General features: G+C 43.0%; 7 protein-coding genes. 4 read left to right on the top strand and 3 right to left on the bottom strand.

Features of this window, described 5'->3' with window-relative positions:
• Window positions 1-97 precede the first annotated feature (97 nt).
• The 4 genes from ABD930_RS01665 (at window position 98) to ABD930_RS01680 (ending at window position 5,789) form a co-directional block, all read left to right on the top strand.
• Window positions 98-1,807, top strand: coding sequence for a hypothetical protein (locus ABD930_RS01665; RefSeq protein WP_345229944.1), 1,710 nt, complete (start codon window positions 98-100; stop codon window positions 1,805-1,807).
• 84 nt (window positions 1,808-1,891) lie between these two features.
• Window positions 1,892-3,520: a sensor histidine kinase gene (locus ABD930_RS01670; RefSeq protein ID WP_345229945.1), complete on the top strand. Its 1,629-nt coding sequence runs from the start codon at window positions 1,892-1,894 to the stop codon at window positions 3,518-3,520.
• Window positions 3,521-4,432, top strand: a complete 912-nt coding sequence (locus ABD930_RS01675; RefSeq protein WP_345229946.1) for a glycosyltransferase family 2 protein — start codon at window positions 3,521-3,523, stop codon at window positions 4,430-4,432. It abuts the gene before it with no gap.
• Window positions 4,433-4,607: 175 nt separating this feature from the next.
• Entirely contained in the window at window positions 4,608-5,789 is a 1,182-nt protein-coding gene (locus ABD930_RS01680; RefSeq protein WP_345229947.1) for a glycosyltransferase family 2 protein, read from the top strand.
• Here ABD930_RS01680 and ABD930_RS01685 read toward each other — a convergent pair.
• From ABD930_RS01685 to ABD930_RS01695, 3 genes are read right to left on the bottom strand one after another with little or no spacing between them, the layout of a single operon-like run.
• Complete coding sequence (locus ABD930_RS01685) at window positions 5,781-6,518, bottom strand: 4'-phosphopantetheinyl transferase family protein (RefSeq protein WP_345229948.1); 738 nt, start codon at window positions 6,516-6,518, stop codon at window positions 5,781-5,783. The two genes, ABD930_RS01680 and ABD930_RS01685, sit on opposite strands and share 9 nt — an antisense overlap.
• Window positions 6,515-10,555: an amino acid adenylation domain-containing protein gene (locus ABD930_RS01690; protein ID WP_345229949.1), complete on the bottom strand. Its 4,041-nt coding sequence runs from the start codon at window positions 10,553-10,555 to the stop codon at window positions 6,515-6,517. The genes ABD930_RS01685 and ABD930_RS01690 overlap by 4 nt, the downstream gene beginning before the upstream one ends.
• Window positions 10,556-10,566: 11 nt before the next feature.
• Window positions 10,567-17,184, bottom strand: coding sequence for an amino acid adenylation domain-containing protein (locus ABD930_RS01695; RefSeq protein WP_345229950.1), 6,618 nt, complete (start codon window positions 17,182-17,184; stop codon window positions 10,567-10,569).
• Between the last annotated feature and the right edge of the window lie 241 nt (window positions 17,185-17,425).

The following is a 17,425-nucleotide window of genomic DNA, read 5'->3' on the forward strand; positions in this document are numbered from 1 at the left end:
GTTGTGAACGGAGACGATTAAGTATAGTGGCTTTATTTTTTTATTGTGTACATTCATAATTGCTTATTTGTCTGTAAATATTGTTTATAAAATACTTATGGGGTCAATCAATCTAAACTATCGCATGTTACTACGGGTGTCCATTTGGTTTTTGTCTGTATTTTTATCGTGTAATAGTGAACGAGGAGAGCATCAACATCAGGAACATCATCAATCAAAAGTCGATGAATTGGTTCGCCAGACGGCACTTGATAATCAATCTGATACCACGGTAAATACATTAATAAAAAAGGAAAAACCAACATACCCCATTATTCTAAACGATTTATTAGGTATAAATGCTTTTGAATGGGACTTCCTTCAGGATCCAAATCGTCCGAGTGAGCCGGGACTGAATATTTATGAACCGAAAATGCGGTTAATTAAATCTTTTTCAGGTGTTAGGCATTACCTCGATTGGGAAAAGTTGGAAGATCATCCTGGATCTTACACCTTTAATCCAACTCGTCGGGGAGGGTGGAATTACGATACCATTTATAGGCGTTGCAAAGAAGAGGGGATTTTTGTAGTTACTTGTATTCAAACGACCCCTGATTGGCTATATAATACCTATCCGGAAAAGGAGCGAAGTCATGATAATATTCCTGCACCTTATGGTGCAGATAGGGAAAACCCCGCATCCTATCTGGCGCAGGCAAAAGCTGCCTTTCAATTTGCTGCCCGATATGGTAGCAATGGCAAGGTGGATCGCTCGCTCGTGCATGTCAATGATACGGCCCGGTGGAATACCGATAGAATAAATGAAGTAAAAATCGGGCTGGACTTAGTACATTATGTAGAATGTGGTAATGAACCGGACAAATGGTGGAAGGGGAATGGTGTGCAACAAAATGGTCGGCAATACGCCGCTAATCTTTCTGCTTTTTACGATGGACATAAAGGAACATTGGGTAAAGATGTTGGTGTTAAAAGTGCTGATCCCACCATGAAAGTCGTTATGGGCGGACTTGCTCGGGCAAATGTTGCCTTTATAAAAGATATGATCGCTTGGTGTAAAGAGCATAGAGGATATAAGAAAGATGGTCATGTCGATTTATGTTTTGATATACTAAACTACCATTTATATTCTAATGATAATTTAAGCTGGTTTTCGAAATTATTTAAAAGCGCTAGCCATGGAATAGCACCCGAACTCAGTAATTTAGGAGAAGTGGCCGATTCTTTTGTACATTTATCTAATGAATTGGGTGGAATGCCCGTGTGGTCTACCGAGGTTGGATATGACCTCGATAGTAAAAGTTTGCAGCGGGCAATTCCTATTGGTTCCAAGTCGGCCGAAATGGTACAGGCAGATTGGCTCATACGGACAGCTTTACTTTATGGAAGACATGGTGTAGATAAGGTGTTTTTTTATCAGCTATACGATAATGATGCTTCCAATATACCATCGGGTATGGCTTTCGGAAAATCTGGGCTTTTAGCTCCCGGTAAACGGAGAGTTGCGGCAGATTACTTTGTACAGCTCCGGAAGCTGATGGGGAACTATCAGTATGTTCATACAGTGGAGGATGATCCGATTGTAGATGTTTATCAAAATGATCATAAAAAGATGTATGTATTAGTGGTGCCTGATCAGCAAGATAGAAAGGAAAACTATACACTCAACGTAAAAGAAGCAAAACAGGTTAAGATCCATTACTTAAGGCCTAAAGCTGATGTAATGGAAACAGAAACAAGAGCAATCCAAAATGGAAGAATAAAACTTTTAGTTACCGAAACGCCTATCTTTGTAGAAGCGGCTGGATAGTGACCTATATTAGCCAATTGAATTAACTACTTCTGAAATAAAGTGACTTTTAGCGGATTTAAAAGGATAGAACTAACTAAACGCTTGGCATTAGTCATCATTGGTTTAGCTATTGGATTTACCCTTATCGACATCATTTTTGGTGAATTAAGAAACAGTTACGGCTATTATTTGCTGTTGATAGTGGTAGGTGGGCTGAGCTATGCGTGTTGTTTAGCCAATAAACAAACATTAGGAGCGTGCATCGGCTTAATCGGAGGGAACTTGCTTATCTTTGTCTTTGCCACGGATAAAGCGATCATGGATGGGGTATTGATGCTTTACATCCCTGCCGTCTTGTGCACACTGGTTCTGATAGACGGAAAACTGCTGATATTGCGTGTCCTGTTATGCGCTTTCTCCGCTTCATTGGTGGTACTGGCCCATTATATCGATTATCCCCTTTTAAGTTATGGTACGGAAACAGCGTTGAAATATCCCATTACCTTTTTTGTTGATTTTTTTGCGTCCTTAGTGATTAGCATTACCGTTTTGCAATTTGTTGTGGGAGTCAATGCGAAGGTAGAATCTAAACTACTAGATAACCAAAACGAACTACATCAGCTTTCAAAGGCACTAAAAAAGAGCGAAACAAGGCTAGTTCTGGCCAACAAGGGTAGTAGGATAGGAATATATGAATGGAGCGTAATGGCTGATAGCATTTATGTGAGTGAAGAATGGTTGTCCTTATTGGGATATCATTTGAAAGACTTACAAATTGCTTCGAGTGCAGATTTTCTTGCCTTACTACATCCTGATGACCAAGCCTTGATGAAGTCAACGATCAAACGATATGCGCATATTAGTGAACCTTTTGAATTGGAAGTACGGCGGAAGACAAAAGATGGGACTTATCGGTGGTTTTTGGATAGAGGGATGATGACCGTACAAGATGAACAACATGTTCATGATGTCGTTATCGGTACGACCATGGATATTCATGAAAGAAAGATGAACGAGTTGCAAATCAGTGACCAATTTGGCAAATTGCAGGAAACGAATCGCGAATTGGATTCTTTTGTATACAGTACCTCACATGACCTTCGCTCACCCTTGAATTCCATTCTTGGCCTGTTATACCTTGCTGAGGACGCTGATTCCATAGACGAACTCAGAGGATACCTGAAGCATATGGAGAAAAATGTGAAAATTCTGGATGAGTTTATTGTCGAAATCGGTATGTATACCCAGAATGCCAAACAAGAGGTGAAGACCGAACGGGTCGAGGTTTGGACACTCCTACAGGAAGTATTAGAAAGTTTACGCTACAATGCTTGGTATAAACAGGTTCAGGTTTTCTGCGATGTGCCCCAAGAAACGGTAATGTATACCGATAAATCAAGGCTCCGTATTATCTTTTCTAATTTGATCTCTAATGCCATAAAGTATCAGGATCCCTTAAAAGAAAACCAATTTGTACGCATTTCCCTGGAGAATAAATCGGATGAAACGCATGTGCTTATCGAAGATAATGGCATAGGAATCGATAATGCTAACCAGGAAAAAATATTTGAAATGTTTTACCGTGCCTATGCTCAGGTGGAAGGGTCGGGACTTGGCCTGTACCTTACTTCGGAAATTGTCAATAAAATTAAAGGGAAATTGTTCCTTTGTTCAAGATTAGAAGAAGGGACAACAGTAAAATTAATCTTTCCGCAAAAAATTAGGGTATAGATGATAACAGTATCCATCATTACGGTAAACTATAAGCAATTGCAGCTGACGTTCGATTTTCTAAAGTCTGTGCGAGATTATGCACCGAACTTTCCTATTGAAGTTATCCTTGTGGATAATGGTAATGAGGAAGATCATGAGGCCTACTATCGTGCGGTTATGCCTGAAGTGGTTTATATCCGATCTCAAAAAAATCTTGGTTTTGCTGGAGGAAATAACCTGGGGATCAAACAAGCCAAGGGCGAGTATTTATTGTTATTAAACAATGATACCGAGATTACGGACGATTTACTGGTTCGGCTGAAGCACGAATTGGATGTCCGTCCTGAAGTCGGACTGGTTTCTCCTTTATTGCTTTATTTTGAAGATAAGCGGTGTATACAGTACGCTGGATATTCCAAGATGAATTATATTACGGGTAGGAATAGAGGCCGGGGCACGATGGAGTTGGATACAGGCCAATATGATGCGGTAAGTGAAGAAACAGGCTATTGCCATGGCGCGGCAATGATGTGTAGAAAGCGTGATCTGGAAAAGGTAGGTTTAATGGATGAACGCTATTTTTTATACTATGAAGAGCTGGATTGGTGTGAAAAATTTAAACGGGCCGGCTTTAAAAGCTGGTTCTGTGGTGCCGCAAGAATATACCATAAAGAATCGATGAGTGTCGGAAAAGAAAGTGCGTTGAAAACTTATTTTATGGCGCGAAATAGAATGCTGTTCATTCGTAAAAACACCAGCTGGCCCACTACCTTCTGTTTTGGATGTTTTTTTGTGTTGGTAGCTTCTACCAAGCAGGCAATTCGCTATTTGTCTCAAGGAAAACTAAATTTGCTAAAATGGCATTATAGGGGCATATGGTGGAATTTTACGCATCGTAAGGATGATGGTAGTTTAGGGTATAAGTTGTAAGTTATAAGGTATAAAGGTGTACGGTATGAGGTATAGGGTGTAAGGTTATGGCTTTAAGCAATAAGCTTTTGCGTAATTAATAATAAAACTTGCAGGCTATGCAAATCGCTTAAAGCATACGGCCTATTGCCTATAGCTGAATTAAGGACAACGTTTTGAGTTAAAAATAAATAACATGATTTTTCTTTTTTGGTTTTCCATTGCCGTAGTGGTTTATACGTTCGTTGGCTATGGTGTGGTGCTTTATGCCTTAGTTGCTATCAAAAGTTTATTTGTGAAACCCTATAGATTTACGGAAGAACAGCAGCAATATCCCAAACTGACGCTATTGGTTGCCGCGTATAACGAAGAGGAAATCATTGAAGCAAAAATTAAGAATACCCTAGCGCTGGATTATCCGGAAACGTGCTTTCAGATCCTCTTTATCACGGATGGCTCAACGGATCGGACACCAGAATTGATTGCAAAATATCCACGGATTCTCTTGCTTCATGAAGCAAGACGAGCTGGGAAGATGGCCGCCATTAAACGGGCTATGCCTCATGTAACAGGCGAAATTACGGTCTTTACCGATGGCAATACCTTTCTGAATAGGGAAGCCCTGAAACAATTGGTAAAACATTATCAAAATCCGAAAGTGGGTGCTGTTGCCGGAGAAAAGCGAATTATGTTGGATGAACACGCAGATGCCAGTGCGGCAGGAGAAGGGTTCTATTGGAAATATGAATCTAAATTGAAACAATTGGATTATGCGTTTTATTCTAATGTGGGGGCTGCAGGCGAACTCTTCAGTATACGGACAGACTATTACCCACCTGTAGAGGCGGATACCATTATTGATGATCACATGATCGCCATGCGGATTGCGGAAAACGGATTTATTATCGCATATGAACCGAAAGCGTATGCTATGGAAACGGCTTCAGAGAACTCGAAAGAGGAGTTAAAACGGAAAATCCGTATTGCTGCAGGTGGCTTGCAATCCATCTTACGCCTTCCTAAGGCAGCTAATCCTTTCTATTATCCATTGTTAACGTTTCAATACATTAGCCATCGGGTATTGCGATGGACCATTGTACCTTTTTTATTGGTGTTGATCTTTTTTTTAAATATCGCCCTGGTGACATCGGGGGAAGGTGCCCTATACCCATTCTTGCTAGGAGCCCAGATCGTATTTTACTTATTGGCCCTGATGGGACTATATCTGGAAAAACGTCAGGTAAGCATAAAGGCATTCTTTATTCCGTATTATTTTTGTTTAATGAACTATGCCGTTATTGCCGGTATTTTTCGGTTTTTGCGCGGTAAACAGAGTGCGGCATGGGAGAAATCAAAACGTAAGGTAACCTTATCCTAACCCAACGGTATAAAAGTGGATGTTGGTCATGGCTGTTTGTTTCAAGCAAATACTCCCAATGTAATCACGGGCATAGGAAAAGCTGTGAATCGCATAAGCTGTTGGCGTTTTGACGGGCAAAAGATGTTGACCATCTAATGCGGGAATTTCTTGCGGTGATAAAGCTAAACCACAACCCTTGTTTTTAAGAAATGCTTCTTTTCTTGTCCAGAATAAATAAAATGTCTCATAAGGAATGGGTGATTGCTTTATCGCGTTTGTTTCTGCCGTCGAAAAAACAGTTGACGCAAAATCCTGATAGGCAAACCCTGCCTTCATGTGTTCCGTATCTATGCCAACAGGGGTGTCGCTTAAAGCGATCAGTACATAATCTCCTGAATGGGAAATATTGAAGTGTACTTTTACAGGGTTATGAGTAGGTAATGCTGGTTTTCCGTAAGCATTATAAACCAGCGGTACTGCCACTGCGCTACACTGGATATGCAGGCCTAAGATTTCGCGTAGCAAACGCCTCCCCAAAACAAATCGTAACTGATCGTCCTGTTGTATAAAACGATTGGCGCGAAGCTGCTCCGTTTCAGGAAGTAACTGTTTTGCTGTGGATAAATATTGCCGGTTGTCTTGGATCGACAAGCGCAAGATCAATGTACCCACAGCCATTTTATCCCTTATTTGTTGCAAATTAATGGGAGGCCAAACGGGAGGCACAAGCAACTGATTGGTGATCATTGGGCATGGGTGGTTTCTTGCAGCGGTTGCTCTTCGATGATTTCTTGCAATTTATTTTCTAAAGTGTGTGCGAAAACCTGATTATTTGGTGGATATAAGAAGGTCTTATGGTCACCAGGAATTGGGCAAATCTCTACGCCTTTCAATGCATAAGCTTTCCACCCCAGGTACACGGGGTCGTCTACATAATAAATACGCTTGCTAACTCTGAAAAGGTGTATTTTAATGGCCAATGGCTGAAAGACATACTTGTTGTACGCATCATCATAGGCTTGAGCCACTTGAGGCTCATTACTGAATAGGTCTTCGTCGATTGGTTCTTCCACCGTTTGGAAGAATTTCAATCGTTTTAATGCCTGCAGTTGATAATTGATGGTATCACTTGGATAATGTTTATACGATTGAACAAAATGTTTTATCTTCTTAAACTGCCGCACCGTTTTTTTCAGTAGGCGTTTAACCATTGGAAGTTGCCAATCACGGCCGTCGGCATTCGTATCCATAATTCCCAATAGCAATACTTGTCTCCCCATGGCTAACAGCTGTTTAGCCATTTCATACGCAATAATACCGCCCAAAGAGTATCCAGCTAAGGCGTATGGGCCATTCGGGTTGTGCCGCAGAACTTCTGCCAAATAAATGCGGGCGATTTCCGCTATGGTACTTGGGATTTCCTTCTTACCGCTTAGGCCGATAGCTTGAAGTGCGTATAAGGGTTGATCTTGGCTAACGTGGTTACCCAGGGGCTGATAAATCAAGACATTCAATCCTCCCCCATGGACCAGATAAATCGGTGGTTTTGTTCCAGTGGGTTTGATCGCCACTAAGGAGTGTAGTTGCAATATTTCCACGTCGCTTTGGAATAAGTTTGCTAAGGCATTGATGGTGGGGTATTCAAAGAGTGACGCCAAAGGAAAACGTTTACCAGTTTCCTTCTCTAATCGAAGCATAACCTGTACAGCGATTAAGGAGTGCCCCCCCAGTTCAAAAAAGTTATCATCCAGACCGATATGCTGGAGGCCTAGTGCTTCTTTCCATACTTCTTTGATCAACTTTTGCTCAGGGGAAAGCGAAACCCTTGATGCTGTTGCCAATTGAAATACATGCGGTGCAGGCAAACGTTGTTTATCGATCTTCTGATTGGAAGTTAATGGAAATTCGCGCATACAGATCCAATCATTGGGTAGCATATACGCCGGCAAGTAGGCCATAAGTTGATCACGCCATAGACGGACATGCTCTTTTGCTGCCTGTGCACTAACGGTATCTGTAGAAAGTAGCGAGGGTGTTTTTAAATAAGCTACTAATCGTTGATCACCTGGACGGTCTTCTCTCAATACCACAATCGCCTCTTCGATCGCCTCGATTTTGGTCAGGTGATAGGCTATTTCGTCCAGTTCAATGCGGTAACCGCGCAGTTTGACCTGATGATCAATACGGCCAAAACATTCGAGTTCATTGCGCTCATTAATGCGTCCCAAATCTCCGGTACGGTACATCGTTTGGAAAGGGCTCGCAAAAGGAATAGGTAAAAATGACGCCGAGGTTATTTCCGGTCTATTAAAATAGCCGGCAGACACACCATCCCCAGCAATATAGATTTCTCCCTTAACACCTTTGTTTACCGGTTGCTGCTGTTCATTTAATACATAAATAACGGTATTGGGAAGGGGAGTACCAATGCTAATGGTCTGCTCATCTGCTGTTATTTTTTTCAATGTAGACCACACCGTCGTTTCTGTCGGGCCGTATCCATTCCAAAGGGCATCGCATTGGGTCACCAGTGCTTCAGCAAGCTGTTTGGGAAGCGGTTCACCAGTGGCAATCGCTGTAAAGGACCAATGTTGCTCGGAAGTACTTTGAAGCAGTAATTGCCATCGTGAAGGGGTGGCTTGCACCAAGCTAACCTGCTCTTTCTGGATAAGTTGTAGCAGCCTTCCTTGATCTTTTACTGTTTCTCCATCAGCTAACACAATCGTGCTGCCACATAATAGTGGTAAGAAAAGTTCAATGATGGAAATATCGAATGAGATTGTGGTGATGGCCAACACCCGATCTTTTTGCGTGATGGGCAAAATCGACTGTACCCCATACAATAGATTCAATAAATTTGATTGGGTGATTTGCACACCTTTCGGCTTTCCGGTAGAACCCGAGGTATATAACACATATAAGATGTCCTGTGCATCGAAGGTGGGTTGAGCAAAACTGGTCGCTTGTGCTGCTATAATTGGCTCAATAGCCGTTAAGGAGATAATGGAAACCGTCGTTGCGAAAGCTTTTCCGTATGCATCAAGGGTAAGTAAGTAGCTGCTGTCGCTATCTTCCAGCATAAAGCGCATTCGTTCTTGCGGTAGTTCCACATCAAGTGCCACGTAGGTCGCACCGGTTTTCATGATGGCGTACAAGCTTATAATGAGCTGTGGTGTACGGGGGAGTAATAAGGCAATTTTAACGCCGGTTTTAACGCCTTGCTGAACGAGATAATTGGCGAGCTGATTGGCTCTTTCTTCTAATGCAGCATACGTGATGGTGTCTCCATAAAATGAGATAGCGGGTTGATCCCGAAATTGCATACAGCTTTCGGATAGGGCTGCGGCAACACTTCGGTGTTTAGGAACGTCCAGTGTTTTGCCTGTTAAGTCCACCGGTAAATCGTTGATCGGCGATTGAAGAAGTGTCGAGATGGGAATTTCAGGATGTTGCGTCAATTGAATCAGTAATTCCTTATACGCTGCTGCCCACTGTTGTATCGAGCTGGCTTTGAAAAGATCGGTATTATAAGACCATTGTAATTCGAGTTCATCTCCGTAGTCGGCAATATTTAAGAATACTTCAAAGGTTTCACAAATCCGAGGATTGTATAGCAAATGATGTTTAATACCCTCAAAACGAACATTAGCATCCATTCCGAGATCCACATTAAATGTTATGGGAACCAACGGAATGCGAGCAGGATCTCGAGGGAGATGGAGATTTTGCACTAACTTACCGAAAGAGAGCTGCTGATGATCTAGATCATCCAGTAATTGGCTCTTTCTGCGTTTTAAATAGCTCGTAAACGATTGTTGTGGATCAATATGGCATTGTATGGGCAACAGGTTAACACAATGTCCGGTTAAAAAGAAGTTACCGTCTGTTGCTTGTCCGGCAGTGGGCAGACCAATCATGAGCGTGCGTTGACCGGTTAATTGATACAAAAATAATTCAAAAGACGCAAATAGCGTGGTAACGAAACTGCAGCCGCTTGTGGTGGCTAACTTCTTTAATGCCTGAACGAGTGATCGGTCTAGGGTATAGTCTAGACGTTTGCTGCTATACGTGCGTATAGAAGGGCGTTCAAAATCGAGCGGAAGTATAACTGCGGCAGGATCTTTTTTAATTTTGTTTACCCAATACGCCAGCGTTTCAGCATAAGCCTCACTTTTAGTATAATGATATTGCTGAACAGCATATGTCGCGAAGCTGGAAGGCTCGGGAAGATTTTTGGTGTCCGGATGCAGCTGGGCATCATAAAGTTTACTAATATCCTCAAGCAGAATGCCCAAAGACCAACCATCACAGATAATATGATGAGCCGTCAGAGTAAATATATATTCATTATTGGATAGTTGATGTAAGGTGAAACGAAAAAGCGGACCTGTAAATAGATCAAAAGGAGTAGCCACTTCCTGCTGTAGAAATGCGTTGAGCGTAGCCTCCTGATGACCTGCTTTAGGTGATAAATCCACCCGATGGACCTGAAACGGAAAAGTCGTATGGATAAAGAGCCAATCCCCATTGGCGCTAAATGTCGTTCTGAGCGACTCATGCCGGTCAACTAACCTGTAGAGCGCTTTTGTAAAAGCATCTACCTGTAAAGAGCCGTTAAGACGTAATGATATGGATTCGTTATAAGCTAGATTAGCGTCTTTTTCTCCTAACGAACAGGAAATCCAGATTTCTTTTTGAGGATCGGTTGTCGGTACAACACGATAGATTTCTCCTGTTGAAAAGGGATTATACGTGATGGGTTCTAAAATGTAGTTTTCCTCCATTACTGCTTTGCTTATTTGGGCTTTACCATAGCGTATTGACCATTGCCTTCATGCGCTATAAACCAAGCTGGATTACCCGATTCGTCTTTTCCTAATTTAGCCCCTGGTACAGGTGGTTTATCAAATGGCAGTGTACTTGCTGTGGTTCCGTTTACCGCTGAAGAGACCGCACCTGTGGGAATAAACCCTGCTGCGGTTAATTCGGCTAAACTTTCTCCAAAAGCCTGAATGATTTTTTCAACGTCTTTATCGCTATGGGCTGCACTTAAAAAGCAAGGAAAACCATCCCATATGTGGATGCCTTTAAAACGTAACCAGGCAAATAACAATTCATAGTATGGGTATTCTTCATGGAATTTAATTTTCCAGAGCGAGCCGAAGTGAGCAATGTAAATAGGGACTTGATATTGCGTGCAGTAAGCATTTAATGCTTCCGCTAAATGGTGTGTACGTTTGTTTAAGCCTTCCTGAAGCGCCGGACCTTGTGATTTCATATAATTTAGGGAAGCATGGGCAGTAGCCAATACCAATGGGTGACGCACGAAAGTACCAGCAAAGTAGGTTACACCTATCTCTGGAACCGATGCGTCTCCATATTGCCAAAAACCGCCATCAAGGGCATCCATACAAAAAGTTTTTCCTGTAATGGCACCAATGGATAAGCCGCCACCAATAACTTTACCGTAGGTTGCGATATCAGCTTTTATATTAAATAAAGCCTGAGCGCCACCGGGATGCATCCTAAAACCGGTAATAACCTCGTCGAAAATTAACAGGACATTTTTTTCCGTGGTTAATTGACGCAGTTTCTTTAAAAAATCTACCGGCTGGAATTCTGGCCGCCTACTTTGCACAGGTTCTACCAATACCGCTGCCAGATCGTCTGCACGCTCTTCAATGATGCGCAGCGCCTCCTCTGTCCCATAGTCCAATACAAGGATATCCTGAACAAATTCAGGCATAATACCGGCGGCAGCAGGGAAAGATTTGAGCTTTTTGGTTCCCCTTACCAATACTTCATCATTGATGCCGTGATAAGAACCGTTAAAGGATACGATAAACTTTTTACCGGTAACCGTGCGCGCGATCCGGATCGCGCCAAGTACGGCTTCAGAACCCGTATTGCATAGTGCAGCACGATCCGCTTGGGTAAACGTGCAAAGGAGCTTACATACTTCTCCCGCCAGCTCATGTTGGGGGCCTATTTCGTAGCCTTTTTCAATTTGATTCAGTAACGCTTCTTTCAATACAGGGGCTTGATAACCTAAGAAATTAGATCCAAAGCCATTTAAGGCATCAACATATTGGTTGCCATCAATGTCCCATAGATAGCTACCGGAAGAACGATTGACCACTAAGGAGTAAGTCATCTCTTTGGTATACGGTTTAAACCCGGAAACAATGCGCGGATCAGCCATATACGAACGGTGCTGTTGACAGTAAGCCTTACTCTGTTTCGTTTTTTCGTTATAACGATGAATAAAGTCTTGCAGAAAATGCAGTTGTTCTTCCCGAAGTGCTGTAGCTTGTTTTTCAATCTTTGCCGTTGCTCCGAATGGTTTCTTCAAATTGATCAGCTCTTCCGCTGTAAGTTCAGTTGAAGGTGTTTCTGCTTTTGCTGCAGGTGCAGCATGATTAGCAATTGTATTCGCTGTATTCGCCTTTGTAGTAGGTGCTACGCTTACTGCTCCTTGCCCTTGAAGCAACTGGATTTGTTGTGACAATAAATTCAGCTGTTGGGCAATCAAACCTAGCGCCGTTTGGTTTACTGCCGTCGTATTAAAATCGATAGGCTGTTGCGGTATAGTGAGCGGAGGTACCGGGGTAACCGTTGATACTACCTGTTGAGGCTGCTGCGCCTGCTGTATTTGCTGTGGCTGTTGCACCTGTTGTGGCTGAAAGCGATCTGGCGGTAACTGTCCATCCAGATACTCTCCTAGAAGTTCAAGGCTGTATAAATGCTCATTTAACTGTCGGAAAGTAATCGGTACGTTGAATTCCCGCTTTAAATTGCTAGCAATTTGAGTAAGCAATAAGGAGTCTAGGCCTATTTCCAAAAAGCTATCGTTGTTTTTTGCCTGACTTAAATCAATGCCAGAAGCATCCTCTAATAGGGTACGTATGGTACCAATAATATGTTCTTTCCTCGTCATGATGGGATGAATATCGTTTTTGAAAGCTGTAGGTCGGTTATCCTTGCCTAACCAATGCCTTTTCTTATCATAAGCATAGGTTGGTAAATCAAGTAAGAGCTGGTATGCTGAATCGCCAAAATAAGCGCTCCAATCTATAGGTAAACCTACCTGCCACAACTTTCCGATGGCTTGCTGTATACTCGTGTGCTGATTCGCTGACGTGGGCATCGGTAAGCTGGATATCGCCGGAAAGGTGCATGCTGCGCCATGTTGCTGTATAAGGGTACTGGCAATATTTCCCGGTCCTACTTCCAACCAAACAGGATTCAATGCATCCTCTAAAAAAACGACTGCCTTGGAAAATTGGACGGTCGCCCGCATATGGTTCGACCAATAGCTAGGAGAAGTCGCTTCTTCATCGCTTAGCCATAAACCAGTGACGGTAGATACAATAGGTATTTTTGGAACGTGAAGATCGATTTGTTTAACAAGGGCCTCGAAATCGTTCAATACCGGTTCCATCATCGCAGAGTGAAAGGCATGACTGGTTTGCAGTACGCGATTAGCAACTTGCTTTGTTTGAAGGATATCGGAAAAAGCTTGTATCTGATCGGTTTCTCCAGATACCACGCAAAGCTGGGGTGCATTAATAGCCGCAATGGACAATTGTTCCGGTAATAACTCCCGTAATTCCTGCTCTGGAAGACGTACCGATAGCATACTGCCACCCGGTAAGGCTTGGATGATTTTTGCGCGGTAGGCTACCAGCCTTAATGCGTCTTCTAAACGAAAGACACCACTTAAATGTGCCGCGACAAATTCGCCGACGCTATGACCTATAAAGGCGTTGGGTTTTAGTCCCCAGCTCATCCATAACTGGGCAAGCGCATACGAAATAACAAATATAGCAGGTTGTGTATAATACGTGTTTTTCAGCTTTTCTTGTGCGGCCGTATCAGGCGTCTCCGGGTAAATAACCTGTCGTAAGTCTTCCTGTATAATGGGTAATAATATAGTAGCACAATGGTCAACTGCCGCTTTAAAAACGGCTTCTTGCTCATACAAGGTTTTCCCCATATGAATAAACTGGGATCCCTGCCCTGGAAACAGAAAAGCTAGCGATTCCGGTTGTTGGTTTAATGGACGAATAAAGGCTTGAAGCGATGCCTCTTGCTGAAGTTGTTCTTGAAGTGCAGCGACACTGGAAACAGCAAAAGATAGCCTGTAGGTATAGTCCTGCCGAGTACGGTTAAGGGTATACGCCAGATCCTGTAAGCGGGTGTCTGGATAGTGGTGCAAATAGTTCTTCAGCTTTTGACCATAAGCCAATACGCTTGTTGCCGAATGGGCAGACCAGCAAATAACTTCCTCGCCTGAACGAATGGTTGTCGTGTCCGTTTCAGGCTGGGCCGTTTCCGGAGCGGCTTCCAGCAGGAGATGTACATTTGTCCCGCCAACGCCAAAGGAGCTTACGCCCGCGATTCGTTTTTGATCTTCCCACGACCGTAAGGTATCATTAACAAAGAAAGGACTTTCCTTAAAGTTAATCGCCGGATTGGGCTTTCGGTAATGCAGCGTAGGAAATAATTGTTGATGATAGATGGATAAACTGGTTTTGATAATACCAGCAATGCCCGAGGCATGCGTTAAGTGACCTAAATTGCTTTTGACCGAGCCAATGGCACAATATTGTTTTTGTCCCGTTTCGCCAAAAGCCAGGGAAAGGCCGTCGATCTCTATCGGATCGCCAATCGGAGTCGCTGTACCATGTGTTTCGATATAGGTGATGTGGCTAGGATCTACCTGGGCTTCGGCAATAGCCATTTGTATAGCCGCACTTTGTCCTTCAGCATTAGGGGCCGTAAAACTACCTTTGTTTGCACCATCGTTATTGATGCCAATGCCTTTGATAACTGCATAAATGGTGTCGTGATCCTGCAAGGCCTGCTCCAACGGTTTAAGCAGAATAAGCCCCACACCATCACTAAAAACAGTGCCAGTAGCATCGGCATCAAATGGTCGGCAATGACCATCTTTACTAAACATAGAACCCTCTTGATATAGATGCCCGCTATTGGTGGGCACATGGATAGTAGCGCCACCGGCGATGGCCAGCGTACATTTTCCTTCCCGTAAATTTTCCACAGCCTGTGCTACAGCCAAGGCCGAGGTGGAACAGGCGGATAAAACGCTGACAGCGGGTCCCTTCAAATCGAGGTGATAAGCCGTTCTACTGCTGATATAATCCTTTTCGCTTACATAGCTTAGGGGCAAGTTCCCCAATCGACTGATTTTTTCCGGATGGTGAAGTACATGGTTTAAAAAATACGTGTTACTTCCGCAACCAGCGAAGACACCAATGTCCTGATCCTTCTTGCAGGATAAATTACCCGTTTTTTCCAGCAGATCCCGGGAAAGCTCCAAAAAGATGCGGTGCTGCGGATCCATTACTTCTGCCAGGGCAGGCGAGATACCGAAAAAGGCAGCATCAAAGGACTCAATATCATGCAAAATACCTCGGGCAGCTACATAATCGGTATCCTGTTTAAGTGCCTCAGGAATCGTTTGGTCTAGTTCTTCAGGCTTAAAAAAGGAAATGCCTTCTTTACCTTGCCGAAGCATCGTCAGAAATTCATCTACGGTTGCTGCACCCGGAAAACGAAGTTCTATGCCGATGATCGCAATGGGACTAAGGTTTTGCGAGGGCTTAATGGGCAAGCGACGTTTGGCTTGATGTTTTCCCGATAGATAAGAGGCGATACCGGCAATGGTGGGAAATTGATATAATTTCGTAATAGGCAAACGATAAGCATGTTGTTGGGTTAAATGGTTAACCGTTTTTTGCGCGAGCAACGAATTACCGCCCAAATCGAAAAAGTTATCATCAATACCTACGCGATCGAGCTGTAAAAGCGTTGCCCATAACAAACAGAGCTGTTTCTCTAAAGCTGTGGTCGGACTTTTATAGGGAACATTACCTTCAGGCCGCTTCAGAATAGGTAAGCTTAATGCTTTACGGTCGACCTTTCCACTGGCAGTCTTCGGGAAGGCATCGACCCATACAAAAGCACTTGGTACCATATACGCCGGCATTTGTTGCTTCAAGTGGGTTTTAATTTCTTCTAAATTCCGATTATCGGACGATGGAACTAAAAAGGCTACCAGTTTCTTATCGGACGTATCTTGGCCAAAAGCTTGGACTACGGCATCTTTTACTTGCGGTAGACGGTTGAGTTGGACTTCAATTTCACCCAACTCGATACGATACCCTCTTACTTTTACTTGAAGATCCTTTCGGCCCAAAAATTCAAAGGTGCCATCGGGAAGTTGCCGCGCAAGATCACCCGTACGGTAAATACGCTGCTCTTTTCCTTGGTGCGTCCATTGAATGAACTTTTCTTTGGTAAGCTCTTCCTTATGGAGATACCCTTCAGCTAAACACTTTCCACCAATATACAATTCGCCAATCGTTCCTTGTTCCACCTCTTGGAAATCATCATTTAATACCCATAATTGTACATGATCAATAGGTGCTCCGATGGATGGCAATTCAGGCCAAGCAGAAGCAGGTCCGGCTAGTGTCAATGCAGAAACAACATGGCACTCGGTTGGGCCGTATTGGTTAGACAGCGTAGCCTTTGGAAGCTTAGCAAAAAAGTTAACCAATTGCGTCGTAACTTTTAATTGCTCGCCTGCCGTAATCACCTCCTGTAAATCGGAGGGATAAAGCTGATGATAACCTGCGGTATCGGCTAACATTTGCAAGGCAACAAAAGGTAGGAAGATCCTGTTGATGTTTTTCGCCTCAATGAATTGAAGCAGTTCTACTGAATTAAGACGGATATCGTCTTCAATAAGGACTAAGGTCCCTCCAGTGGTTAACGTAGCGAAGATCTCTTGAAAAGATACATCAAAGGTAAGTGGTGAAAATTGTAAAGTCCTCGTACCACTTATTGCAACAGTATGTTTATTTTGCCATTGCAGCAGGTTAACCAATGGCTGATGCCCCATGAGTACTCCCTTTGGTAAACCTGTCGAACCAGAAGTGTAAAGTACATAAGCATGGGCAGAAAGCTTAGCCTCTTGCGTTGGTGCCATTGGCAAAGGTTGCTTAGTGGCACTACCATCAATAACGGACAAGGATAGTTGTTGGAAAAAGCTTGCTTCTTCAGCTGGGGCTAAGCAATAAGCCAATAAGGCATCTCCAATGATTTGATTTAAGCGGGTTTCTGGATAATCCTTATCCAGTGGGATATAGGCTTTGCCAGCTTTTAATATCGCCAGGATACCAATAATCATCGGAATGCCACGCGTAGTACTTATTCCTACGAAAGGTGCTGTTGGGGCAATCGTCCTAATTTTATCGGCTAAAGTACTGGATTGCTTATCCAGCTCTTCGTAACTGATCGCCTGATGCTGATGAACAATGGCATCAAGTGTGGCATACTGCTTAGCAGAAGCTGCAAAAAGCTGATGTATATAAACCTCCTCCATGTCTTAAGGGTGTGTAAGCCGATTATCTAAGGAATAAATCGATATTTCTGAACAAATGAATAGCTCTCCAAAGATAATAATTTAACTGTCTTAAGTTAGCGTAAAAAAATTAAATTTAAAACCTAATGTTAAAAATGATTAACAGATCAACTGCACAGATGGTTTGAACACGGTGCAATCTATATGTTTCTACCTCCGATTAAAACTGCATTAACTTTAGGGCAAATTCTATATATGTAAA

The organism is Olivibacter ginsenosidimutans, from assembly GCF_039542865.1.
GTDB classification, from domain to species: Bacteria; Bacteroidota; Bacteroidia; order Sphingobacteriales; family Sphingobacteriaceae; genus Olivibacter; species Olivibacter ginsenosidimutans.

Bases quoted from the DNA above. Each gene is read 5' to 3' on its own strand.
- ABD930_RS01665 (WP_345229944.1), top strand. From the start codon at position 98: ATGGGGTCAATCAATCTAAACTATCGCATGTTACTACGGGTGTCCATT.
- ABD930_RS01675 (WP_345229946.1), top strand. From the start codon at position 3,521: ATGATAACAGTATCCATCATTACGGTAAACTATAAGCAATTGCAGCTG.
- ABD930_RS01680 (WP_345229947.1), top strand. From the start codon at position 4,608: ATGATTTTTCTTTTTTGGTTTTCCATTGCCGTAGTGGTTTATACGTTC.
- ABD930_RS01685 (WP_345229948.1), bottom strand. From the start codon at position 6,518: ATGATCACCAATCAGTTGCTTGTGCCTCCCGTTTGGCCTCCCATTAAT.
- ABD930_RS01690 (WP_345229949.1), bottom strand. From the start codon at position 10,555: ATGGAGGAAAACTACATTTTAGAACCCATCACGTATAATCCCTTTTCA.
- ABD930_RS01695 (WP_345229950.1), bottom strand. From the start codon at position 17,184: ATGGAGGAGGTTTATATACATCAGCTTTTTGCAGCTTCTGCTAAGCAG.